At 34.7% G+C, this 24,685-nt stretch carries 22 protein-coding genes; 10 read left to right on the top strand and 12 right to left on the bottom strand.

What is annotated here, in order from left to right:
- Positions 1–4 precede the first annotated feature (4 nt).
- The 12 genes from ABJD27_RS04910 to ABJD27_RS04855 all read right to left on the bottom strand — a co-directional run bounded on the left by ABJD27_RS04910 (position 5) and on the right by ABJD27_RS04855 (position 13,248).
- The gene (locus ABJD27_RS04910) at positions 5–181 is read right to left on the bottom strand and encodes a DUF5908 family protein (RefSeq protein WP_348167429.1); all 177 of its coding nucleotides are present in this window, start codon (positions 179–181) and stop codon (positions 5–7) included.
- An 18-nt stretch (positions 182–199) separates the two neighbouring features.
- Positions 200–673, bottom strand: coding sequence for a phage tail protein (locus ABJD27_RS04905; protein ID WP_348167432.1), 474 nt, complete (start codon positions 671–673; stop codon positions 200–202).
- Entirely contained in the window at positions 666–1,127 is a 462-nt protein-coding gene (locus ABJD27_RS04900) for a phage tail protein (protein ID WP_348167435.1), read from the bottom strand. The genes ABJD27_RS04905 and ABJD27_RS04900 overlap by 8 nt, the downstream gene beginning before the upstream one ends.
- 56 nt (positions 1,128–1,183) lie before the next feature.
- Positions 1,184–2,764, bottom strand: a complete 1,581-nt coding sequence (locus ABJD27_RS04895) for a phage tail sheath C-terminal domain-containing protein (RefSeq protein ID WP_348167438.1) — start codon at positions 2,762–2,764, stop codon at positions 1,184–1,186.
- 42 nt (positions 2,765–2,806) lie between these two features.
- Positions 2,807–3,634, bottom strand: a complete 828-nt coding sequence (locus ABJD27_RS04890) for a hypothetical protein (RefSeq protein WP_348167440.1) — start codon at positions 3,632–3,634, stop codon at positions 2,807–2,809.
- Entirely contained in the window at positions 3,631–4,203 is a 573-nt protein-coding gene (locus tag ABJD27_RS04885; RefSeq protein WP_348167443.1) for a DUF4255 domain-containing protein, read from the bottom strand. Before ABJD27_RS04885 ends, ABJD27_RS04890 begins: the two co-directional genes overlap by 4 nt.
- A gap of 202 nt (positions 4,204–4,405) precedes the next feature.
- Entirely contained in the window at positions 4,406–5,278 is an 873-nt protein-coding gene (locus ABJD27_RS04880) for a hypothetical protein (protein WP_348167446.1), read from the bottom strand.
- Between the two features lie 276 nt (positions 5,279–5,554).
- Positions 5,555–9,805, bottom strand: coding sequence for a T9SS type A sorting domain-containing protein (locus ABJD27_RS04875; protein ID WP_348202002.1), 4,251 nt, complete (start codon positions 9,803–9,805; stop codon positions 5,555–5,557).
- Positions 9,806–10,203: 398 nt separating this feature from the next.
- A complete protein-coding gene (gene yajC, locus ABJD27_RS04870) occupies positions 10,204–10,497 on the bottom strand; it encodes a preprotein translocase subunit YajC (RefSeq protein WP_348169578.1) in 294 nt (97 codons plus the stop codon).
- A 3-nt stretch (positions 10,498–10,500) separates the two neighbouring features.
- Entirely contained in the window at positions 10,501–10,962 is a 462-nt protein-coding gene (locus ABJD27_RS04865; RefSeq protein ID WP_348169581.1) for a DUF1573 domain-containing protein, read from the bottom strand.
- A gap of 142 nt (positions 10,963–11,104) precedes the next feature.
- Positions 11,105–12,049: a transcription antitermination protein NusB gene (locus tag ABJD27_RS04860; RefSeq protein ID WP_348169584.1), complete on the bottom strand. Its 945-nt coding sequence runs from the start codon at positions 12,047–12,049 to the stop codon at positions 11,105–11,107.
- 101 nt (positions 12,050–12,150) lie between these two features.
- Entirely contained in the window at positions 12,151–13,248 is a 1,098-nt protein-coding gene (locus ABJD27_RS04855) for a Glu/Leu/Phe/Val dehydrogenase (protein ID WP_348169587.1), read from the bottom strand.
- Between the two features lie 132 nt (positions 13,249–13,380).
- Between ABJD27_RS04855 and ABJD27_RS04850 the strand changes: the two genes are divergently transcribed.
- From ABJD27_RS04850 to ABJD27_RS04805, 10 genes are all read left to right on the top strand, one after another.
- Positions 13,381–15,135 carry an ABC transporter ATP-binding protein gene (locus ABJD27_RS04850; protein WP_348169590.1) on the top strand — a complete coding sequence of 585 codons (1,755 nt, stop codon included), beginning with the start codon at positions 13,381–13,383 and terminating at the stop codon, positions 15,133–15,135.
- A 76-nt stretch (positions 15,136–15,211) separates the two neighbouring features.
- Positions 15,212–15,604 carry a PUR family DNA/RNA-binding protein gene (locus ABJD27_RS04845; RefSeq protein ID WP_348169593.1) on the top strand — a complete coding sequence of 131 codons (393 nt, stop codon included), beginning with the start codon at positions 15,212–15,214 and terminating at the stop codon, positions 15,602–15,604.
- 380 nt (positions 15,605–15,984) lie between these two features.
- Positions 15,985–18,504, top strand: coding sequence for a M14 family zinc carboxypeptidase (locus ABJD27_RS04840; RefSeq protein ID WP_348169596.1), 2,520 nt, complete (start codon positions 15,985–15,987; stop codon positions 18,502–18,504).
- A gap of 5 nt (positions 18,505–18,509) precedes the next feature.
- Positions 18,510–18,998, top strand: coding sequence for a YdeI/OmpD-associated family protein (locus ABJD27_RS04835; RefSeq protein ID WP_348169599.1), 489 nt, complete (start codon positions 18,510–18,512; stop codon positions 18,996–18,998).
- 95 nt (positions 18,999–19,093) lie between these two features.
- Positions 19,094–19,681, top strand: coding sequence for a superoxide dismutase family protein (locus tag ABJD27_RS04830; RefSeq protein WP_348169602.1), 588 nt, complete (start codon positions 19,094–19,096; stop codon positions 19,679–19,681).
- Positions 19,682–19,831: 150 nt separating this feature from the next.
- Positions 19,832–20,329 carry a hypothetical protein gene (locus ABJD27_RS04825; protein WP_348169605.1) on the top strand — a complete coding sequence of 166 codons (498 nt, stop codon included), beginning with the start codon at positions 19,832–19,834 and terminating at the stop codon, positions 20,327–20,329.
- Between the two features lie 4 nt (positions 20,330–20,333).
- Positions 20,334–20,930, top strand: coding sequence for a YdeI/OmpD-associated family protein (locus tag ABJD27_RS04820; protein WP_348169608.1), 597 nt, complete (start codon positions 20,334–20,336; stop codon positions 20,928–20,930).
- 89 nt (positions 20,931–21,019) lie between these two features.
- Positions 21,020–22,270 carry an amidohydrolase family protein gene (locus ABJD27_RS04815; protein WP_348169611.1) on the top strand — a complete coding sequence of 417 codons (1,251 nt, stop codon included), beginning with the start codon at positions 21,020–21,022 and terminating at the stop codon, positions 22,268–22,270.
- Positions 22,267–23,679, top strand: coding sequence for an amidohydrolase family protein (locus ABJD27_RS04810; protein WP_348169614.1), 1,413 nt, complete (start codon positions 22,267–22,269; stop codon positions 23,677–23,679). Before ABJD27_RS04815 ends, ABJD27_RS04810 begins: the two co-directional genes overlap by 4 nt.
- Before the next feature lie 36 nt (positions 23,680–23,715).
- A complete protein-coding gene (locus tag ABJD27_RS04805; protein WP_348169617.1) occupies positions 23,716–24,585 on the top strand; it encodes a DUF2911 domain-containing protein in 870 nt (289 codons plus the stop codon).
- Positions 24,586–24,685: the final 100 nt, after the last annotated feature.

Below are 24,685 nucleotides of genomic sequence, written 5' to 3'. Positions count from 1 at the left end.
CGCTTTATCTATTGTATTTTGTTCTCCTATTCACATCAGAAATCATACGCTTACATGAGTCTAATAATTGTAACTTTAAAACAGTAAAGTCTTCTTCACTTATTGACTTTGTCACAGTTGCGTCAGACATTGTAGTTCTTATTTCAGTCTTAATGGTAAGTTCTCTTATTTCTATAGGCATAACATTAATATTTTATCATCATACTGGATGAATTTTAAAAAAGGAATATGCGAGCTCTATAGACTCCATAAGAACCTCGCTTTCTTGTGATTTAAGATCCGAAACGGAATACTTCACTGGGTATGCATTATTAAAAACCCATTTCATAGACACAATTCCTTTTTTATCTAATAAGTCTACAGATACATTCTGTGTTTTGATTGGGTATAATAACCCCCCATCAATACATTCTTCACACCAAGTAAGTAGGTTAGAACCCTCTAGTATTATAGCTCTTTTAAGCACTAAATTTTTACTAGAAGATCCTGTAGGAAGTCTATATTTATACTGGTTTTCACCACCTCCTACAACATCCTCTACATTCATCTCTTTTGAGATACCTGATATTTCTTGAAAATCGACATCTATTTCATCTCCAAATGAAACTGAAAAATAAAAGCCTACAGGAAATTTCCCAATGACCTCTTCTTCTGGTGATTTCTTATTATCCATTTGTTATAATGAGCTGTTCGTGTGCTATTTCTATAGTATCAATAGCCACTTCATTACCATCAGATTTTAGATCTGTACTAGAGATTTTAGTAGGCCAAGCATTGTTTAATTGCCATTGCATAGTCACCTCTCCAGATTCGTCCAGTAGTTTAATAAGTACTGTTCTCCGTTTAATGGTATTCATTTTAATTTCTTCATGCCAATCCCAAAATTTGTTATCGTTTACAAAAACACCACGTTTCATAGTGACATTTCCGTACTTAGCAATGCCAGGCATTTTTTCAGTTGAAAAAAGAGGGCTATTACTTTTACGATATTCAATGATTTGGTTTTCGACATCCATTCCAGAAACTTCCTGAAATGCGACTTTTGTTAAATCGCTACCTAAATCTACTTCAAATCGGAACTTTGGCATGGGCCACGTTGCGCCTTGTGCGCTTCCATCATCTGCCATAATTATATGTTTTTATAATATTAATTAATAAATATGTTTAAGAATAAATTGGTCTATTAACTAGATGTAGCCATCTGCTGTTGAAATGTCAATACGATAAATTCTGCTGGACGTACAACTGCCACTTTAATGGTTACGTTCATAAATCCTTTAAGTATATCTTCACCAGTCATGGTAATTCCAAGACCACATTCTACAGAAAATGCATCTGCAGCGCTAGCACCTTGAAGACCTCCTTGTTTCCATATATCGGACAGAAATCCTCCTATCATAGCTTTTACAGATTCCCAAGTATTCTTCGTGTTAGGTTCAAATACATAGGCATTTGCCGCTAGTTTACACGATTGCTCTAGGAAGTTCATGGTTCTTCTTACAGAAAGATATCTCCAGTCCAAACTGTTTGCATCTAGTGTTCTTGCGCCCCAGATCAAAATTCCTAATCCATTAAAAAATCGAATCGCATTAATCGCCTTTCCAGAAATAGCATCTACATTAAGATCTCCTTGTTGTGCTTCTGATAACTTAATCGGTAAGCTATTTGCACTTACCATAGACGTATTTGCAGGTGCTTGCCAAGGTCCTACTTCATTATCAGTTTTAGTAATAACACCAGCCATACCACCACTAGGAGGTAAAATATTTACATCTGCCAGTATATTGTTTATAATGGTAACATAGGTCGGACTTGCAACAACTAAGGAGTTATTATATTGACTCACCGTAAGAGGTTCTCCTGGTGGCTTTTCTATATTTGAAAGAATTGATTTTACAGTCTCATTAGGACTTGAAGGTGGACTTAAGAGCGGTTCCAATTGTTTTATATCGCCTCCAAATAAGTTTGTATAATCTATATCTGTACTCTGCATGATCGATGTCCCAACAAAAGGGTAATATGCTGTACCATAATCTAGACCATTTGCGCCTGTACTATTTCTAAAAGTAGTAATTGCATCCATATACATAATAGGATCTGGATTACGTCCTCCTATCACATCAAAAATGCTTACTGAAGTTTGCATAGTAGAGCTCTGCAATAACATTGCTGCCATTAAACCAGCATTATTCTCTACAGATAATAATGTTGCTTCTGGGCAGATATACATAGTCGGCTCTTGTTCATTTTTTAATAATGCCAACCCGTCTGTAAGATCTGTTAATGCCACATTTGTATTTATAATCTGATCACCTGGAGTCATTGGCGTTCCTGAAGGAGCACCATACGTTCCTACAGAAACGATGTAAGCATCACCTCCTCCATTATTATAAAATAAACGAATACTATTGTATAAATAGTAAATTGTATTCGCATCAGGAACGATCGAATAGAAATCATTAGCAATCATGATATAGTCCCCCTTTTCTGGTTTACTATCTTGTTTTACTAAGTAATACTGTGGTTCATATTGCTTTTTAGGATCTGCCGGTGGTGGCGGATTATCATAGCAAAATATAGTTTGAAAGTCTGCGAATGACGTTATTTTCGTGGGTACATTCGTATACGATTTCCCTTCGTACATTGCTTGAGGAGTATATCCAATAAATGCTGGTACAGCAGAAGGAATAGGCACAACTGCATTTGGAAAAGCATTAATCTCGTTGATATAAACCCCTGGAGATTTAATAGTTGATAAATTCATAGAACATTGTTGTTACATTGATATTTGTTTTAAATAGTCGTATTATATATATATGTATAAAGGCGATGCAACTTGCGTTGTACCGCCTTCCTCTTCGGTATAGGTTTCTATACTGTTACTCTTTGCTATAGGTAATCCATTAAGTATTATTTGTGTACGCGTATTTCCTAGGTTTGTTTTGGTTCCTAATAAATTAAATGTATACGTAGCATTTTCTTGTAATGGCAATTTTGTATCACCCGAAGAAAATAAAAGAGCCGTCGCATTATTTGGCAATGTTACTTCTATAGGCGCATCAAACTGTACTTCTGAATCTCCTTTAATCTCTAGTTTCTCAAAATGCTGGTTACTATTGTTTATGATATAATACCGCCATTGTGTCTTTCTAGCTCTAAATTTAATTGTATAGAAGGGGTTGTTTCCGCTTTCGCGAAAGCGTATAATAGCATCATAATCTACAGTTACAGAAAAAGATATATTACTTGCTGTTCTAGGTTCAAACACCTCTTTCAAAATCGTAACACCATCTACAACAATACTATGACTACTGTCAAAAGAAAATACTCCTAAAGTAGTAATGGGATAGTCTGTAAACACTGTAAAATCTTGATTCATAGATACCACATCAAAAGAAAAAGAAGTCGTATCCTCTGTTGTTTTTATATAATTTAAAAAATCTTTAATAGATTGATCTGTAGATGCATAAAATGAAAAACCCTCAAGTGTTCTTTGCAACTGTAATCCATATCGATCCATCACTATTTGAGTTTGTTGTGATGGTTTATAGTGTAAATCAACACAAATACCATTTGTATAATACGTGTGCTCTATAGCTACAGAAAATAATAAGATGAATTGGCTTGCTATCATAAAGTAGATCTATTTGAGATTTTAGTGATTTTAGGCACAAACTCATCAATACCTGTAGAAGCAATCGTTACTAATCGCATCTTATAAATAACTGATGGTTGATATTTTGCACCTAATGCACTCCATAAATTATGCATCTGCATATAATCTCCTCCTTTTTGAAGGTCAAAATTTAACTTCTGTAGCCCTTTAGGAAGATCAGAATTTATAGTAGCATCTAGCGATTGGTGTTCTTGAAAAAACTGTATAGAAGCATTTAAGAACTTTAAAGTTTCATTATAATCATCAAAATATGAAGTGACCAATACATATATATTGTATCGTTCTGTTTGCGGTGATGCTACATAATTACCATTTGATACTTTTTGGTTTTTAGTATAAAAAGGTTTTACAGTCTCCTGTTCTATATGAATAAGGGACATAATAATCTTATTTTGATTCCCCACTGGTATTGCACCACTTTGATCTACAATAGTGTTTATAACTACTGCATCCTCATCTACTCCAAATTTATTTTTAATAAATTGATTAAAAACGTTGCGAGTGTATTGAAATGCCTCTTGTATCATAGGTATAGTAATATTTTACAGGTGTAAAACATTCACTATAAAACTATACATACTAAAGATAAAATATTCATATTCCTTGTATACCATTTATGTACAAACACAAGTTTTATCTATATAACCGTAGACAATTCGTAGACAAAAGTAAAAATGTCGCAAAAAGAGATATTCTTAAGTAAATAAAAAACAGGTAGTTGACTATATATTAATTAGAAAAAGCGCGGAGATAAAGACGTAAATCTTGGTTTTTTGATAATGTCATTTTCTTTTTTAATCGATACTTATGAGTACGTACACTCTCTTGATTAATTCCCAAAACATGTCTTATATCCTCATTAGACATATTCATTTTAAGATAACAACAATATTTTAAATCTTTATTTGTGAGACAAGGATACTTGCGAGATAGATCTTTTAAAAATGCAGGATTTATATTCTCAAAATACAATTTAAAATCTTCCCAGTGCTTCGTGTCTTTTGTATTTACCTTAATTGTATTTACAATAGACATGAGTTTTGTTTTTATAGGATGGCCTACATCAGAATATAATTCTTGGATACGTTCTTTGATTTTAAAAAGCGTCGTAGATTTTTGATCCAACTCCATAATATATCTCGCTAGATTTTTATTTTGATCTAAAAAACTATCGTCAAGTGTAGTGTGAGAAGAAGTATTATTAGATTGAAATTGTCTTGTTTTATATACTAAATTAAGAATGCTTTGTACATTATTTTTTAAAAGCTGGTCTCTAATAGCCGATTCAAAAGACTGTGTAAATAAGATCAAATCTACCGATATATCTACCTCTATAATTTCATGAGAGCGGGTAAGACATAATATAGGAGTGCATTTTATATTTGGATAACGCAATACTGTTTGTATAAGTTCTTGAGGATTTCTGAAGTAAAAAATCATTAAAGCTGGTTCTAATGATTTTGCTATATGAAGGCTATCTTGTATTCGTGTAGAAGTCACAAATGAATAATGACTAAATCCTTTCAGACTTCTTATAATAGAAGCCAAAGAAGTAGAGATATCACTCCCTATAAGGATATATTCATTTTTTTCGGTGAGCATTATTAGAATACCTTTAATTGCTTATTGCAATCTATTTTATCACTTAAATAATTTGGAGTACATCATAATATTGAATCCTTAAATCTAATAAGGATATAAAATAATATATACCCATAGATGCATAGGGTATTATATTTTTCTGAAAAGTAAAAGAAAAAGAAATAGCAAACACGCGTAAAAACACCTATTTATTAAATTGATTTACAGTACTTTATTTTTTTCATAAAAAAAGCCCCTTTACAAAGGGGCTTTAAAATGTATAACATTAGAAGGTAATTATTTCACAATCAACTTCTTTACAATGGTTTCGTCTTCACTTACAATTTGCATAAAGTATATTCCAGTAGAAAGTATACGTATATCAAATTGTTGAGATTGATTAAAGTTACTCAAATCAATTTGCTGTACTTTTTGTCCATTCACATTAACAATAACAAGTTCTTGTAATTGCTTAGTTCCAGAATAACCTAGTGTGATCTCACTTGTAGCTGGATTAGGATATACAGTGATATCATTTGTAGCTATTACTTCGTCTTCTGTACTCAATACTTCTCTCTCTTCAAATACTATAATAAAGCGATCTGGTTGTATTCCTTTAGTCGCTGTAAACGTATACGGTGTTTCCTTAAGGTTTGTAATAGTATTAAGAAGGTTATCTATAATAAATATAGGAGCTTCTTCAAGCCCTGTTCCTTCAAAATGATCTATACTGATTGTATACGTTTCTTCAGCCTCTACTGTAGTAGCAAATCCTAAATCTAATTCTATCTGTGTATGGAAAGCTTCACGTCCTTGAATTGAAAGTTGTTCCCCATCTAGATTCGTAAATAATGATAAGAAGGTTCCAAGTCTTTTTGTATCATACCCATTATCAAATTCGGGCGTTGCAAGATTTGTAAATCCAACACCAGCTTGCGAGACAGCTTCGTCATAAGCAGATGTTGTAAGATTTAACCATAGTTTATCAAAAGAGTTATTTGATACCGCTTCATTACTTCTAAAACCATCATTATTACCTGTAACCCTCATACTGTTATTAAACACTACCGGGGTAGTATTTAAAGCCTGATCTTGTTGTGCTTTAATACCAAAACCTTGTCCTGAGGACATAAATTGGGTAGGTGCTGTGCCTCCATTTACGGCAACAGTTCCCATCATAGCATTACGTACAGAAATATCATTCATAGAGAAATTACTCGTTCCTGCTCCTGGTAAAGCCGAAGAAGGGCCAGAAATATGATCCCAATAATAGACTTCGTTTACAGCATTATTTGCATTTATAAAAGCCGTAACATCTATAGCAGATGCATATGGATTTCCTAAAATATTATAGTTATTTATAGTAGCTGGACCATTATAAGTAATAGGCACAGAAATAGCACCTGAGTTTAAAGTCCCTTGTGTATATGTAAGCGTATAAGCTCCATCTCCTACATTAGGTGCTGGTTGAGGAAAAATAAGTTGACCTATTCCAGCATCTGGTAAAGCAGTGCTTCCAGTAACTGGTAATAAATAATCGTTATCATCATCAAGGAAATTCTCTGCTCCAACAAATTCTGGAAATGTCATAAGATCAATATCAAAAGGCACAAAATTAGCTGGAATGATACTAAATACAGCTCTAGAATTTCCATATACGCCATCTCTTGTCTCGGCAGTCATAGGGCTACTCATGGCTACATAATTGCGATCATCGATTGTAGGTGTAATTTTTTCTACACTAATGTTTCCATTATTAAAGGTCTCTGCAGCATCAAAAACTTGTATCACACTCCCTGTATTAGATATATCTAGTGTACCATTTACAGTAATATCGTTTTGAACACTTACAAAAGTACCGTCTTCTACAGTAAGTATAGCGCCAGCACTGATCGTAAGTTCACAAGCAGTAATACTACCTAAACCACCATCTGACGTATCATAACTTTCTGCTATAATCGCTCTTACAGAAGCTGTAGGAGCTCCATTATCCCATCCTCCTGCGATAGTATAAGTCGTGGTTGTAGGACAAGAATTTAAGTCAGCTTGATACATTCCATTACCATGGGTTCCAATTAGCAGTATATTATCACCAGGGCGATATACCAAACTACTTACAATAGCTAGTCCTACTTGATCAGGAGATTCAAGTCTCCAATCTACAGTTGTAGGATCTGTACTAGAATACAACCCTCTTGCTGTACCTACAAAATACGTAATCACTCCATCTACTTCTGTAATCGCTGCCGATCGTATAGAATGTGACGATAAGTTACGTTCTGCAAGGGTCCATGAAGGGTTTGTCTCTGTTAGATTTGACGTTACATATATATTATTAATCCCATAGTTAGAATAGACGACCATTCCAATATCAGGATCTGTAGGGTGTATTGCGACACCACTTACTACCGAATTTACAGCTGTAGACGCGCCTCCAGGTGTAATATTATCTGCTGTATTAAGGTCGGTATTTCGAGGATTAAGATGTCTAAAAACGCCTCCATTTTCACCTCCAATCAGTGTAAAACTATTCGCAGTGCTATATGCTCCTCTTGTAGCTGCCATACTACGTATATTTTGAGCCGTAGATAAGGTTCCTATATCCGTCCATGAAGCTGCAGAAACTGCTGAAGTTACTGTAGGTCCATCAAGAGTCCTATATAAATTTGTCCCATCTGCATAATACAATGTATTTGTTTCTGTATCTAAGTAAAAATAGGTAACAAAAATACTACTGGTTGTTCCTGTAGGTCTAACATTAGCAAAAAAAGCTCCAGAATTTCTAAATGTAAAAATGTCTCCACCTTGAGCTCCTAAGTATAATTGAATGTCTGCTAAATTTAAAGGACCATTACCTGTTCTTCCTATAGCTGCAGCAACACCATCTCCTCCAAAAAAATCAAGATGTTCTGTACTACTACCTACCCCTGTTAATCCTGCAGCGCCACCTAATGAAGTACCATTATCTTGTGCTCCTCCTATGACAAAGTCTGTTCCATCCAGAGGATCCATCCCAACATGATAATATTGATACGTTTGATAGTTATTGTTAAGTGTTGTCCAACGTACTGTTCCCGATGTAACATCGGTTGTATGTACACCGCCATCAGTTCCAGAAAGCAATGTATTTGCATCAAAAGGACTAAATACCAAATCATGAATATCTGGATGATGCGTATCACCGTCATTAGCTGCGGCATCACCAGAACCATAAGATGCAAAACTTAAATTACTGATATACCCACCTATACGATCAAATGTCGCATCAGTTACAATATCTGCTATACGATATACATTAGTACCTCCTATCACGACAAAGTCTTCGTTATCAGGTTTTACAGACACTTCAAGGTCATATCCACTTTGTATAGAAAAAGGATCATTTCCTCCTAAGTCTCCACCTGCCTCATCTGGAAGCTTTCCAGAAAAATCTGTCCAAGTATTTGTTCCTAAATCATAGCGCCATAAGTCTGCTTCTATTTGAATAGGTACAACACTAGACGTTTGTCCATTATTATATAAAGCATACACTACATCTGTATCTGATGGTGCAATTCCTAATACAACTCTTCCTGTAGACGCCCATCCTGCAGGAGACCCGTTCTGAGCAATACGTGTATAACTTCCTGTACCTGTAGGAGATGTATAAACACCATTTTGAGAGCCATTAGTACCTGCCACAGAAGCAAATACTCTTCCTGTAGAAGTAATCTTTACATCAGTTTCCTGAGCTGAAGATGCATTAACCTCTAGATTAAAATTAGTTCCATCATATCTAAATATACCACCAAATGCAGCAATAAATAATTCTCCAGTAGTTGGATGTACAGCTAAAGAGTTAATAATATCAAAATTAGAATCAAAAATTTCAAATGTAGAACCTGTTCCTGGCAATTGTGTCCAAGTCACTCCGCTATCTACAGATCTCCAGATTCCTTGTCCTAAGTAAAACGCATTTCCTATACCTGCACTATTTCCAAACACTTCTCCAGTTCCATAATACCAGATATTTTGAAATCCAACTCTTGGATCTTGTGCTATAGCAGTTACATTATGAATATCGTCATCTTCAGATACCTTTGTCCAAGATGTACCTCCATCTGTAGTTCTAAAAACACCACTACTTATTCCTCCTGCTAACATGGTATTACCAGTAGCATCACTAAGGTCTATAGCAAGTGCTCTTGTACGTCCTCCAAGATTTGAAGGTCCTCTAGATTCATAAGGGGTTGTAAAAGCTCTTGAGCTTGAGTTTGTAGTTAAACTCGTATTCTTCTCTCTTATGGCAACCTGAAGTTCTACATCTTTTTCTTCTCTAGGAATCAACCCTGTCGCAGGGTTTTTTTGCATGTCAAATTCAAACGCAGCGCGTTGTTCAACGCTTCGTTGCTTTTCTTCAATTGTTTTTTTTTCTTTCTTCTCTGTTTTTACAGATTGTAATGTTTGAGGTTGGGTTTGTTCTTTTTCTTCTGATCTTTCTCCATAAAAAAATAAGAAACTAATAATTCCCAAAACGAGAATAGATAGCGCGAGTACTTTTTTGTTCATAGTTGATTCTTTTTAAAATTTAGGGAATTACTAATTTTTAATACCATAATCATAACATTATAACATCAATGATTTAAATATTTTGGATATAAGTAATTATGAGGTAATTATTCACATCCTCATGAGTTATTGTTAGCATGAGTATTAATATCTTGTTAAAAATACGAATAATTTAAAAAAAAATCGACAAAATACACCAATAAAACGATTAAATACACAAATCGTTTAATAATATCATTCATATGCTTATCGTTTTATAGTATTCTAAAAATCATTATTTCATTATATAATTGCATCTCAATGTATGATCGTAAATACATTGTAGGTTTTAAAAAATAGCGCACAAAAAAAGAGCTATCCAAATGGATAGCTCTTTTTTTACTTAAATAAAAGTACTCTTATTTTTTTTCGACTACTGGAGTATTGAGTTTACTGCTCATTTCTATAGAAATTGCAGAACGTTCAAATTTCATTTTTCCAGCTCCTGTTTCAAGAACACACGTACCATTATCATTTAATTCTAATACTTTTCCGTGCAAACCGCTTTTAGTGATTACTTTATCACCTTTTTTAAGAGCTTTATCAAAGTTCTTTTCTTGCTTGATTTTCTTACGTTGCGGTAATACTATAAAGAATATAATAAATACCGTAAACAGTAAGAGTGGTCCTGCAAGTTGTCCTAAATCACCCATATATTATTTGCTTGCTGGTGCAGCTGGTGCATTTACAAATGCTTTAATCTTTAATGCTTCTTTACCTTTTTCAGTATTTGCAGTAATCGTGATTGATTTTGTAATTGCATTTGTACCACTAGCGTTATACTTTACAAGTAATTCACCTTTTTCTCCTGGTGCAACAGGATTTCTAGAATACTCAGGAATTGTACATCCACAAGAGCTTTTTGCATCTACAATTACTAAAGGAGCTTTTCCTGTATTTGTAAATGTAAATTTATGCTCAACTGGGCTTCCTTTTTCAATGGTTCCAAAATCATATTCAGTTTCATCAAAAGTCATTACAGGAAATTCAGTCGCTTGTGCATCACGTGCTGCAGCTACTTCAATGTTTTCTTCTTTTACTTTACTAGATGCATCTTCTTTACAAGATGTAAAGATCATAGCTGTTAGTACACCTAATACTAGAATACCTTTTTTCATTTTTTATAATTTTAATTAATATAGTTCTAAAGCAAAAATACTAAAAATAGTTATATCCTATGAATAGGAAGTAGTCTTTCTAGCATTTAGATTTTTATCTTATAAAATCTTTATAAGAATATAAAGAGAGATACTTGCATAATTATTCCAAGCCTCTACCTTCTTTCATAAATTTATTTCCTTTTTCATACTCTTTTACAAGCTTATCAAGTATTCCATTAATAAAGATGCTACTCTTAGGTGTAGAATATTCTTTAGCAATTTCCAAATATTCATTAATTGTAGCTTTTACAGGAATTGACGGGAATTTTAAAAACTCACATAAAGCCATTTTTATAAGTACAAAATCGACATCTGCAATACGTTCTTTATCCCAATTGGGTGTATTTTTTTCTATTTCATCACTTAAAAACACACTATTACTTACTGTACGTTCTAGCAGTTCTATACTAAACCCTCTATCGTCGTCATTCTTAAATAAACTAGGAAGAAAAAGACTTTCAGGAGAGTTAGGTTTTACTTTTTGTAATCGCTTAAGGATTGCCATATTTACAATTGGCAAATCATCTATCCAAGTAAGCCTATTATCTTCTATATAATCGTATAGTTTATCATTAGGAGCAATGAGTTCTGTATACCATTTAATAATAAAATTCTTTGCACTTTTAAATCCTGCCTCCTCATTATTCATGTAAGCATCGTATAATTCACTTTCTACAAGTTCATTATATATAACGGCAACATATTCATCATCCATGCGCCAGTTTTTAAGCTTACGCTTGTCGAGTTCATCTTGTAATAAAGCATTATCACTCAATTTTACAAGAACTTCGTTTTCAATAAATTTAGTATTAGGATTTTTATCCTCTTCGGTAGCAAGAATTTTTTTGGATACTTTTTCTGAGTGCGCTTTCGCGAAAGCGTGTACTTCCACCATCATATCTAGCATCAAAAGATACAGATTATAGACTTGTGCTATACTATCATTTACAAATTTACCCTCTACTTGGAGATCATTTTTCTCCTTGCATCCCATAGCATATATGGTTTGCATCACCTTCACTCGAATGTGTCTTCTATTCAACATAGCAACAAAGAACTTTTTCTTTTAAATAAATAAAAAAGGGATTTTATCGTCTTTGACAAAATCCCTGCAAAAATACATATTTTTAAAAGGAGTATTCCTACTTATTTTTGATTTTTACGTGCTTCAATACGTTCTATAGCAACTTTAAGTGCTGCTTGATGTGTTGTAATGTTACTAGACTCTGCAGTACGGAAGATTTCAAGTGTTGTATCAAAAATATTTTCTGTTTTACGAATGATTTCTTGTTTTCCGTAATTTTCAAGTTCTGCATACACATTAATAATACCTCCAGCATTAATTAAGAAATCTGGGGCATATACAATTCCTTTCTCTTTTAGTAGAGATCCATGTATGTTCTCATCTGCAAGTTGATTATTTGCAGCACCTGCAATCACTTTTGCTTGTAATTTATTTACAGTATCATTATTTACGGTAGCTCCTAAGGCACAAGGAGCATAAATATCCATAGGTATACTATACACATCATCTCCTCTATAAATTTCTGCTCCATATTTTTTACTTACTTCTTGTAAGCGAGCTTCATTTATATCACTTATGATAACGTTTCCTCCCTCATTGGTAATATGTTCAACAAGGACTTCACCTACATGACCAATACCTTGTACTACAACAGTACGTCCTTCTAAATTATCTGATCCGTATGCAAATTTTGAAGCTGCTTTCATTCCCATAAATACACCATACGCAGTAATAGGCGATGGATTACCTGCTCCACCTTTACTTTCTGAAATCCCAGTTACATAGGGAGTCACTTCACGTACAAGATCCATATCGGCAGTTTCCATACCAACATCTTCTGCGGTGATATATCTTCCACTTAAAGAATGAACAAATTCACCAAAACGTTTCATTAACTCTGGTGTCTTTTGTGTTTTGGCATCTCCTATAATAACTGCTTTTCCTCCTCCAAGATTAAGCCCAGTAATTGCACTCTTAAATGACATTCCTCTAGAAAGGCGTAACACGTCATTAAGGGCATCCCATTCTGTAGCATAGTTCCACATACGTGTACCTCCAAGAGCTGGTCCTAGAACTGTATTATGTATTCCTATGATTGCTTTTAAACCTGTATCTTTGTCATTACAAAAAACGATTTGTTCATGATCATTAAAAGAAGGCTGTCCAAAAACTGGATTTACTTTTTTTAGCTCTTGTGGGGTAAGTATATCTGCAGTCATAAATTATTAAGATAAATTTATTGTTGTTTTCTAAAAATAAGAGTGTAAAAATAATGAATAGTTCAATTTGTTACTGCAAAAATGCAGTTAAAATGCGAATTTATTAATAAAATAGATGTTTGCCTTTTTTAAATGAAAGCACTTAAAACCCTAAACCACTACTTCTTACGTTATAAATGGAGACTTATTATCGGGATCTTTACCATCATTGCTGCACGCTTTTTTGCTGTGACAGTGGTTACACTAGTTGGAGAGTCTGTAGATGTTATTAAAGCTCATTATAGTAATGAAATAACATATGCTCAATTAAAAAGTGACCTTAAGCATTCTCTTCTTCTGTTACTTGGAGCTGTTCTTTTATCTGGGTTATTTACGTTTTTAATGCGTCAACTCATCATTGTTGTCTCACGTTTTATTGAAGCAGATCTTAAAGATGATATCTATGCGCAATACCAAAGATTATCCTTAGGATTTTATAAGAAAAACAGAACAGGGGACTTAATGAACCGTATTAGTGAAGACGTAGGAAAAGTACGTATGTATGTAGGGCCAGCCATTATGTATATGCTTACGGCTCTTGTACTTTTTGCAACTGTAATTCCATATATGTACACAGCAGCACCAAGTCTTACTTTATATACACTCATTCCTTTACCTATACTATCTATTGCAATTTATAAGTTGAGCCGAGAGATTCATAAGCGTAGTACAATTGTCCAAGAATATCTTTCTAAACTAACAACATTTACACAAGAGTCTTTTAGCGGTATTTCTGTAATCAAAGCATATACTCTAGAATCTCATACATTTAAAGGATTTACACAATTAAGTGATGATAGTAAGGATAAGAACTTAGATTTAGTAAAGGTACAAGCACTCTTTTTTCCTTTAATGATTGGACTCATAGGAGCTAGTAACTTACTTGTTATATATATAGGAGGCAAACAATTTATTGATGGTACGATTGCCGATTTTGGTACCCTTGTAGAGTTTATCATATTTGTAAACATGCTTACTTGGCCTGTGGCTACTGTGGGATGGGTTACATCTATCATAAAAGCGGCAGAAGCTTCTCAGGTTAGAATTAATGAATTTCTAAAAATTGAACCAGAAATACAAAATCATACAGAAGACTCTACTCCTATTCAAGGTCAAATTGTATTTGATAATGTAAGTTTTACTTACGAAGACACTCATATTACTGCACTCAAAAATGTAAGCTTCTCTATTAAAAAAGGAGAAACAATTGCTATCATAGGGCGTACTGGTTCTGGAAAATCTACTATTCTTGAACTTATAAGTAGGTTATACGATGTGACTGAAGGAGAAATTCGTATTGACAATACCCCTTTAATACAGCTTAATTTAAATGATTTACGCGCATCTATAGGATATGTTCCTCAAGATGCCTTCTTATTTTCCGACACTATAAAAGAGAATATAAAATTTGGTGCGACAAAAGCAACCGATGAAGAAGTAATTGCTTATGCAAAAGCAGCAGTTGTACATCAAAATATTAATGAATTTAAAGATGGATATGATACAATCCTTGGAGAACGAGGGATCACATTATCTGGAGGGCAAAAACAACGAGTATCTATTGCAAGAGCACTTATAAACAAACCAAAATTGATACTATTAGATGATTCATTAAGTGCTGTAGATACCGAAACAGAAGAACAGATTCTAGAAAACCTTAACACATTTAGTCAAAATACGACCACAATTATAGTAAGTCATAGGATTTCTTCTGCAAAAAATGCTGACCAAATTATAATTCTAGACGAAGGAAAAATAATCCAGAAAGGCACTCATAATCAGCTTATAAAGGAAAAAGGATACTATAAAGAACTATATCTAAAACAACTTGATGAGAAAGAAATGTAAAAAAAAATTGGGCGACATTCTTTTTTTTATCATTTTTGAGCTAAGAATTACTAAAACTTAAAACTATATATTAACTATGAGTGATTATGATACGCGTGATAATGAAGAGATTTTTTCTAAAGTACTAAGAGCCGGTAGAAGAACATATTTCTTTGATGTACGCTCTACAAAAGCTGGAGATTATTACTTAACCATTACAGAGAGTAAGAAGTTTACAAATGATGACGGATCATTTCACTTCAAGAAGCATAAAATCTACTTATACAAAGAAGATTTTTCTGGATTTACAGATATCTTAAACGAGATGACAAGCTATATCCTTGAAGAAAAAGGAGAAGAAGTTATAAGCGATCGTCATCAAAGTGATTATCAGCGTCCAGAAGTTGCCCAAGATAATGATGGAGCAGAGGATAATGCTGAGACACCAAATGCTGAGAGCTTTACTAATGTAAATTTTGAAGATATATAATCATATATTGATTAAAAAAATCCTGCACTATACCCCCGTACAGTATTTAAAAAACAGCTACTTTTCAAGTAGCTGTTTTTTTATTTCTCAAAAACAAAAAAATTACAAATCTCAAACAATAGATATGTTTTAATAACTCTATAAAAACAATACAAGCCTATAAGTAATCTAGAATTCAGGAATAACCAACATAGTTTGGATCATTAAAAACCTTAATGGTCGATTAGAGTATTAAAAATGATAGCGCGTATTTTAAGAGTTATGCAACTAATTATCCGTTAAAACCTGTACTTTTTATATTCTTCATTAAAAATTACCTTATTTTTAATGCTTCAGTTTAAAACTGACCAAAACAACTCACTAAAATTACATTTACTACTATGCGTTTATTTTACGTTATTGCCACGCTATTCTTATCGGTATCAATTTCTTTTGCTCAAAGCGGAAAAGTAGATATGTCCTATTACCTACCACAGGACGTTTCTTATAATAAAGAAATACCAACACCTGAGAGCATTATAGGTTTTGTTCCTGGTGAATGGCATGTAAGCCATGATAAGTTATCAGAATATATGCGTATCCTAGCTGCAGCTAGTGATCGTATTACTATAGAAAACAGAGGGACTACTGCAGAAGGTCGTCCATTATTATTACTTACAATTACATCTCCTTCTAATCATAGTCGCATAGAAGACATACGTACAGCGCATATAAAACTTACTGAAAAAGGAAGTACATCACTCTCTACTTCAAATATGCCTATTGTAGTTTATCAAGGGCTATCCATTCACGGAAATGAACCTTCTGGAGCAAATTCAGGTTTGGTAGCAGCTTATTATTTAGCTGCCGCTCAAGGGGGCAAAATTGATGCTATGCTAGAAAACACGGTCATCCTTTTTGATCCTTCATTTAATCCTGATGGGTTACAACGTTTTGCGTATTGGGCAAATACAAATAAAAGCGCAAACATTAATGCAGATCCACAAGATCGTGAGTATAGTGAAGTATGGCCTAGAGGGCGTTCTAATCATTATTGGTTTGATATGAACCGCGATTGGTTACCAGTACAATTACCAGAGTCTAGAGCGCGTATCAAGACATTTCATCACTGGTATCCAAATATCCTAACAGATCATCACGAGATGGGAAGTAATGCTACCTTCTTTTTTCAACCAGGAATACAATCACGCACACATCCATTAACTCCTAAACTCAATCAAGAACTTACGAAGAAGATTGGAACATATCATGCTTCGGCACTTAATAAAATTGGAAGTTTATATTATACAGAAGAAAGTTTTGATGATTTTTATTATGGAAAAGGGTCTACATTTCCAGATATCAATGGAGGAATTGGAATCTTATTTGAGCAAGCAAGTTCGCGAGGACATGCACAAGAAACAGACAACGGATTACTAGAATTTCCGTTTACTATTAGAAATCAATTTACAGCCATACTTTCTACACTAGAAGCTGCACAAGGCATGCGAACAGAATTACTTGATTATCAACGAGATTTTTTCAACAATGCTCGTAGTGAATCAAAAGGTGGCGCATACGCATTTGGAACTGAAAAAGATGCCGCAAGTGCATATCACCTTGCTGAGATTCTTAAAAGACACAAAATAGAAGTACATGAAGTGGGTAATAGCTTTCGCGAAAGCGGAAAAGAATACAAAAAAGGCTATAGCTACATTGTACCAAAAAGTCAGCGACAAAGCAGACTTATCAAAGCCATGTTTGAAAAGCGAACTACATTTCAAGATAGTCTCTTCTACGACATCTCTGCTTGGTCCTTCCCGCTTTCTTTTGGACTTAACTTTACCGAAAATGCATCGACAGCAAATGCTGGACCTGCTATTCAAGAACTACAAAAACGCGCTCCAAAAGCAGTCACTACAAGTACCTATGGATACTTAATGCAATGGCACGAGTACTATACCCCTAAAGCGCTTAATAAAATTCTAAATGCTGGATTACGAGCTAAAGTAGGAATGAAGCAATTTACCTTAGAAGGTAATTCCTATGACTATGGAACGATCTTAATTCCTGTTCAAAATCAAGAAATGAATGCACAAGAACTCAGCCGTTTTTTAAGTGACATTTCTAAAGATACGCAGGTTGATATTACAGCTGTGAGCACAGGACTTACCGAGGGAATAGATTTGGGAAGTAATCAATTTAGGGCTTTAGAACCTGCAAAAGTTGCTATTGTTCTTGGAGAAGGTTTTAATCCACATGATGCAGGAGAAATTTGGCATTTATTTGATACTCGTTATGATATGAAAATAACAAAACTAGATATCAAAAACCTGAATAGATATGACTTAAGCCGCTATACAGATATTATTATCCCTCACGCTTTTGGTGGAGTACTTGACAAAGGAAAAACAGAAAAATTAAAAAAATGGGTACAACAAGGAGGTACCCTTATAGGCTATCGTAATGCAGCCAACTGGCTTGAAAAAAGCAAAATGCTTTCTATCGCTTTTGAGAAAACAAAAAATCCAGCAAAGAATGTGAATTTTGAACAACGTGGAGATTTTAATGGCGCACAAGTTATTGGAGGTGCTATTTTTGAAGCAAAGCAAGATCGTTCTCATCCTATCAATTTTGGATATGTAAACGATCGTATCTCTATGTTTAGAAACACGACCATTTTTGTAAAATCAGATTCGACGAGTTATAGAAATCCAATTCAGTATACTAAAAACCCATTACAATCTGGATACATTAGCAAGATCAATCTAAAAGCAATGTCAGAAACCAGGCCTTTTGTACATCAAAGTTCTGGAAGAGGAGAAGTTATTTTATTTACAGACAATACTAACTTTAGAGCATTCTGGTATGGAACAAATAAATTACTGATGAATGCGATCTTTTTCGGAGAAGAAATGTAATATAAATGGGTCTTTGTTCTCCTAAATTTCCAGTCCATATCACAGGAACACATGCCGTAATGATACCAGAGGAGCATGCTATTCCATTTGTAAATGGAGGTCATAAACGGATACATATAAAAGCATTTTTTGAAGAAAAATGCATTGTCTTTCACGGAGCGCTTCGTTTATACCAAGGTAATTACTTAGTAAGTTTTGGAAAACGGTATCAAAAAGAGCTTGGTGTCTTTCCAACTGATTTTTTTGAATTTCAGTTTTTTGAAAATACAACCACCTATGGCGTAGAGATTCCTGAAGCATTACAAGCTGTTATGGATAGTGATCCAGAAGGGTTTTCATATTTTGAAAACCTCACCGATGGTAGGAAAAGAGGATTGATTTACTATATAAAACGTTTTAAAAATGAACAAACTCAAGTAGATAAGTCTTTACTGATTTTTGAAAACCTAAAACAAGGGATCACAGACCCGAGAGAGCTAATCAAACGATTATAAGTACTAGTCATTATAATGCTTTCTCATAAATAGAAAAACCTGTATCTTAGAGATCATTTTAAAAGAGAACCATTAAATCCAAAAAAAGAAACCCTATGAAAACAACATATATAGCAAGTGCTATGATTGCAATAGCATTATTTGCTAGCTGTAAAGGAGATACAAAAACGACAGAAAAAGAAGCTGAAGAAGTCGTTAAAGAGGTTAAAAAAGAAGTAAAAGAAATAAAAGTTGAGAAACTAAAAATAGGGTTAGAATCAAAGAGTGATACTAAAACTACTGGAAGTATCATTTTTGAAGAATCTGAAGGTACCGTAAAAATGATGGCTTCTATACAAGGTCTTTCTGAAGGAACCCACGCCATACATATACATGAAAAAGCAGATTGCTCTTCTCCTGATGGGAAATCTTCTGGTGGACATTGGAACCCTACGGCACAACCACATGGAGCTTGGGGAGCTGCAGAAGGATATCACAAAGGAGATATAGGAAACTTTAAAGCAGATGCAAAAGGAAATGGAGAAATCACTTTTAAAACAGACCAATGGTGTATAGGTTGTGGAGATGAAAAGAAAGATATTGTTGGAAAAGCAATTATCGTACACCAAGGAACTGATGATCTAACATCACAACCAAGTGGAGCTGCTGGAAAACGTATAAGCTGTGCTGGAATTATCAAATAAGAAATTCTAATACATACCAATTATAAAAAGACTTCGGGTATTCAATTATTCGAAGTCTTTTTTAATTTATAACTATTGATGTTAAAATGCTAGTCAATTCAAGAAGAGCCTAACTATGAGGAATTATTTTGTGTATATTGAAGTCTACATATGAAGTATCTAGTTTTAATATGGATAGGGATATTCTCCTGTATATATCCTCTTGATAATACAACGATCGTTGCATCAAAAGGGAAGCAATATCGCTATTTTCCTAAAGAACTCACTAAAAAAGGAATCTATCTAGGAATGTCATTAGAAAAACTAACTAGAAAACGAAAAGAAGCAACTCGTAGTAATACACCTTCAGCATTTAAAATAGAAGTATCAGAACTTGCAACGACTTCAGGAATTAGTTCGTATACCTATTTATTTACAAAAACTGAACAACCCCTACTCTATCAAATTATCATTACCTATACGACTATGGAGGGAGTTCATGATAGAGCTGTAACATTATTAGGAAACCCCAATCATCAAGGAGAATGGCGTGTTAACGCAACAACAATAAAAGAAGACTTTACTATGGGTATTTGGACATTTGGTCAAAAATGGGTTTTTAGCGGAACACTCGAAGGTAGTGAGTGGGAAAAAGGGTTTTCAAATTAAGAATATGAGCACAATTCCAGAATTATACTTTCCTCGTGATGTAGAATGGCGAGAATGGTTACATAATAATCACGCAACAACAGGAGGGATTTATTTAATCTTCTATAAAATCGAAACAAAAGTACCATCGATGCGCTGGGAAGAAGCTGTAAAAGTAGCCTTATGCTATGGTTGGATAGATAGTACTGTAAAAAGTCTTGGAGATGGAAAGCGCAGACAATACTTCTGCCCTCGAAACCCTAAAAGTGTCTGGAGTAAACTTAACAAAACCTATATCATAGACCTTGAAAAATCAGGTCTCATGCAGGAAAGTGGCAGACGCCTTATCAAACAAGCAAAAAAAGATGGCTCTTGGGCTGCACTAGATGGTCCAGATAATGGCATCATTCCAGAAAATTTACAAAAAGCATTTGACGATAACCCTCTAGCATTTACAAATTACAAAAACTTTGCGCCAAGTTACCGTAGGAGTTATTTATACTGGCTCAATCAAGCAAAACGAGAAGAAACCAAACAAAAACGTATCAAAGAAATTATCCATTTATGCGAAGCAAACCAAAAGTCTAGAGACGGTGGAGGTTGGGGTCAAAAAAAGAAGTAATACACAAAAAATTGAAAAATAATTATGAGATTTCCACTGGAGTTTATGCTGAACCTAGCCGAAGTATGGAAATAAAATGAATACCTGTTATGAAAAAAATACTATTTCTTGTAATCACCATATGCATCACACAACTACATGGGCAAACCGTTTTAAGACCAGATGCCGTTTTTGATGGAGAAACACTTCATAAAGACTGGGTAGTCGTTGTCACAGATAGCATTATCACCTATGCAGGTACTCCTTCAAAAAAAATGGAAAGATACTTTTCTATAAGCTTAGAAGGTATGACCCTCATGCCAGGTCTTATTGAAGGGCATTCTCATCTCTTATTACATCCATACAATGAGACGAATTGGAATGATCAAGTCCTCAAAGAATCACATACAGAGAGAGCTATACGAGGTGTAGTACATGCAAAAAATTCTTTATTAGCAGGCGTTACTACCATGCGAGATTTGGGTTCTGAAGGAGCTGGATATAGCGATGTATATTTAAAGAAAACCATCGATGAAGGTATTATTCCTGGTCCTCGCCTATTGGTTGCAGGACCCGCTATTGTAGCTACAGGAGCCTATGGCCCAAAAGGGTTTCATGAAGGCGTCACTGTTCCATTAGGGGCAGAATCTGCTAGCGGAACTACGGAAGTTATCAAAGCCGTACGTAGACAAATAGGTAATGGCGCCGATTTTATTAAAATCTATGCCGATTATCGCTGGAGCTCTGGTGAACCATCGCAGGCTACATTTTTACAAGAAGAACTCGATGCTATGATCGCTGCTACAAAAAGCGCTGGTAGATATGCTGTAGCCCATGCAGGTACTCCAGAAGGAATGAAAAGAGCCATTCTTGCTGGTGTAGAAACTATAGAGCATGGAGATGGTGGAACCTTAGAAATTTTTAGACTCATGAAAGAAAAGAGAGTAGCCTTCTACCCTACACTAGCTGCTGGAGATGCCATCTCTCGATATAGAGGATGGAATAAAGGTATAGATCCAGATCCGAGTCGTATTAGAAATAAAAAGGCATCCTTTGCACTTGCGCTACAATCAGGAGTTACGATAGGCTTTGGAGGTGATGTAGGTGTATATACACATGGAGAAAACTATCGCGAACTCGAATTGATGGTTGACTACGGAATGACTCCTATCCAAACATTACGCGCAGCAACCGCTGTCAATGCAAACGTATTTCACTTAGAAAAACTAGGAAACGTAAAAGAAGGGTATTGGGCAGATCTTATTGCTGTTCCTGGTGATCCTACAAAAGATATTACTACAATGAGAAATGTCACATTTGTCATGAAAAACGGAAAGGTTTACAAACAAGAAAAGCTATGAAAACACTTAGAAACATCACTAGTATTGCCATTATTTTTCTAGCTATAAGTTGTAAAGATCAACCAAAGGAATCACCTAAAGAGCTACCTAAGGAAATCTTTGATCTTGTTCTCTCTAATGCGCAAGTAATCGATATAGAATCTGGAGCTATTACTAAACAAACGTTGTATATAAGAAAAGGCGTTATTGTAAAAATCACACCAGAATTTAAAAAAGACTTCAACACTTTTAAACACATTGAGGCAGATAGAGTTTATGTACTCCCTGGTTTTTGGGATAACCATGTTCATTTTCGCGGAGGGGAAGAACTCATTGCACAAAATGAAAAATTCTTAGAGGAATACATTAATTATGGTATTACGACCGTACGCGATGCTGGTGGAGATCTGACCCCACAAGTCCAACAATGGAATCAGGAAGTCTATTGTTGTACTCGTACAGGTCCAACGATTTATACCTCAGGGCCAAAGCTAGACGGCCCTAATGCACGCTGGGCGGGATCACTACCCGTTTCGACGGCAGAAGATATTACCACAGCGTTAGACTCCTTACAAGCACTAGACACGGATTATGTAAAACTGTATGATAGTACGCTTTCGCGAAAGCAATACCTAGATATCATCACTGCTGCAGAAACTCGTGATATGATCACTTCTGGACACATGCCTTTTACTGTCGAATTACAAGAAGCCATCGATGCTGGACTTGATAATATTGAGCATTTATACTATGTCTTAAAAGGATGTTCTTCTAACGAAAAAGAGATTACACAACAAATTATAGATGGTACACTTGGCTTTTGGGGAAGTATGGAACAACTCATTGCAACCTATGATGAGACGATTGCACAACAAACATTTGCTCGACTCAAAGCCAATAATGTTTTTGTAACCCCTACCCTACATATAGGCGATGTCTTAAGTTACTTGGATGAAGTAGATCATTCTCAAGATGCCTATCTCAAATGTTTAGAAGTTGCCTTTACCAAGACCTATGAAGGACGTATTAAAGGCGTTATGAACGCTTCCGCGAAAGCAAAAAAAGACAGAAAAGAACTGCAACAATTCTTTATCATACTCACCAAGTCGCTACACGATGCGGGCGTATCTCTTCTTGCTGGATCTGATGCCGGTGCGTATAACTCATACACCTATCCTGGTCCTTCCCTACACGGAGAATTAGCACAAATGGTCGAAGCAGGATTAACCCCACTACAAGCATTGCAAACTTCTGGATACAATGGATCAAAATTTTTAAAGAAAAAAGGGTATGGAATTGCGGTAGGCAATAGAGCCGATTTGGTGATTTTATCAAAAAATCCACTAGAAGATATTAGGAATACACAAAGTATACGACATACCATCAAAAATGGAAACCTACATACTGTAGACGACAATCAAGTCGAGTAATATAGTATCCGTATTCCGAATAAAATAATTGTACCTATGAATACCATCAAAACCATTGCCTTTAGCATCCTATGTTTTGTATCTGTGATTAGCAATGCGCAAATCACAAAACCGAGTCTAAGTCCCAAAATAGTCACACAACAACAAGTAGGTCTTGCCAACTTCACCTTAGAATACGGACAACCGAACAAACAAGGAAGGGCCATTTTTGGAACGTTGATCCCGTATAACAAATTATGGCGTACAGGTGCTAATGCGTCCACAAAAATCACAATAGATACAGATGTAACTTTTGCTGGCAATGCCATCCCTGCGGGAACGTATGGACTATACAGTATTCCTACGAAGGGTGAATGGACAATTATTTTAAGCAAAAATAGCAAACTTTGGGGAGCTGGAAATTATAACGAATCAGAAGATTTTATTCGTTTTAAAGTGCCTTCTATTGCGCTAGAAGATACCTTAGAAACCTTTACGATTCACTTTGAAAACTTCAATACCAATGGAGGTGATCTCGTAATTGCATGGGAAAACACCAAAGTTCGCATCCCTGTATATGTAGATTCAGACAAAGCAATCTTTGCAGAAATAGATGCAAAAATCACAAATGCTACAGGAGAAATCACAGCCGCTACCTATTTTGATGCAGCACAGTTTTATTACCTAAAAAATGTACAGTTAGACAAAGCAGTCACTTGGTTTGATAAAGCCATAGAAATGCGTCCAAGTGCTTTTTGGTATGTGTATTACAGAGGAGAACTAGCGTTACAACTCAACGATACAAAAACAGCAAAAGCATATGCAACGCGTTGCCTAGAGGCTGCTAAAAAAAGTACATCTAGTGATTATGGATATATCTCAAAAGCAACCTTACTTTTAGAAAAGATAGAAGCTTCTGGGAGGTAGTATTTATTATAAAAATAACATATATAAAAAGGCATAGATTCTTATAGGAATCTATGCCTTTTCTAATCTTCCCCTTAACACCTCTTTAACACTCCTCTTT

This window comes from Dokdonia sp. (genome assembly GCF_039945015.1).
In the GTDB taxonomy this organism is placed as follows: Bacteria; Bacteroidota; Bacteroidia; order Flavobacteriales; family Flavobacteriaceae; genus Dokdonia.
The sequence above is the reverse complement of the archived record's forward strand: the minus strand, read 5'-3'. Positions and strand labels throughout refer to the sequence as shown.

Coding starts and splice junctions, on each gene's coding strand:
- ABJD27_RS04910 (WP_348167429.1), bottom strand. CDS start 181: ATGCCTATAGAAATAAGAGAACTTACCATTAAGACTGAAATAAGAACT.
- ABJD27_RS04905 (WP_348167432.1), bottom strand. CDS start 673: ATGGATAATAAGAAATCACCAGAAGAAGAGGTCATTGGGAAATTTCCT.
- ABJD27_RS04900 (WP_348167435.1), bottom strand. CDS start 1,127: ATGGCAGATGATGGAAGCGCACAAGGCGCAACGTGGCCCATGCCAAAG.
- ABJD27_RS04895 (WP_348167438.1), bottom strand. CDS start 2,764: ATGAATTTATCAACTATTAAATCTCCAGGGGTTTATATCAACGAGATT.
- ABJD27_RS04890 (WP_348167440.1), bottom strand. CDS start 3,634: ATGATAGCAAGCCAATTCATCTTATTATTTTCTGTAGCTATAGAGCAC.
- ABJD27_RS04885 (WP_348167443.1), bottom strand. CDS start 4,203: ATGATACAAGAGGCATTTCAATACACTCGCAACGTTTTTAATCAATTT.
- ABJD27_RS04880 (WP_348167446.1), bottom strand. CDS start 5,278: ATGCTCACCGAAAAAAATGAATATATCCTTATAGGGAGTGATATCTCT.
- ABJD27_RS04875 (WP_348202002.1), bottom strand. CDS start 9,805: ATGAACAAAAAAGTACTCGCGCTATCTATTCTCGTTTTGGGAATTATT.
- yajC (WP_348169578.1), bottom strand. CDS start 10,497: ATGGGTGATTTAGGACAACTTGCAGGACCACTCTTACTGTTTACGGTA.
- ABJD27_RS04865 (WP_348169581.1), bottom strand. CDS start 10,962: ATGAAAAAAGGTATTCTAGTATTAGGTGTACTAACAGCTATGATCTTT.
- ABJD27_RS04860 (WP_348169584.1), bottom strand. CDS start 12,049: ATGTTGAATAGAAGACACATTCGAGTGAAGGTGATGCAAACCATATAT.
- ABJD27_RS04855 (WP_348169587.1), bottom strand. CDS start 13,248: ATGACTGCAGATATACTTACCCCACAAGAGCTAAAAAAAGTAAATCCA.
- ABJD27_RS04850 (WP_348169590.1), top strand. CDS start 13,381: ATGAAAGCACTTAAAACCCTAAACCACTACTTCTTACGTTATAAATGG.
- ABJD27_RS04845 (WP_348169593.1), top strand. CDS start 15,212: ATGAGTGATTATGATACGCGTGATAATGAAGAGATTTTTTCTAAAGTA.
- ABJD27_RS04840 (WP_348169596.1), top strand. CDS start 15,985: ATGCGTTTATTTTACGTTATTGCCACGCTATTCTTATCGGTATCAATT.
- ABJD27_RS04835 (WP_348169599.1), top strand. CDS start 18,510: ATGGGTCTTTGTTCTCCTAAATTTCCAGTCCATATCACAGGAACACAT.
- ABJD27_RS04830 (WP_348169602.1), top strand. CDS start 19,094: ATGAAAACAACATATATAGCAAGTGCTATGATTGCAATAGCATTATTT.
- ABJD27_RS04825 (WP_348169605.1), top strand. CDS start 19,832: ATGAAGTATCTAGTTTTAATATGGATAGGGATATTCTCCTGTATATAT.
- ABJD27_RS04820 (WP_348169608.1), top strand. CDS start 20,334: ATGAGCACAATTCCAGAATTATACTTTCCTCGTGATGTAGAATGGCGA.
- ABJD27_RS04815 (WP_348169611.1), top strand. CDS start 21,020: ATGAAAAAAATACTATTTCTTGTAATCACCATATGCATCACACAACTA.
- ABJD27_RS04810 (WP_348169614.1), top strand. CDS start 22,267: ATGAAAACACTTAGAAACATCACTAGTATTGCCATTATTTTTCTAGCT.
- ABJD27_RS04805 (WP_348169617.1), top strand. CDS start 23,716: ATGAATACCATCAAAACCATTGCCTTTAGCATCCTATGTTTTGTATCT.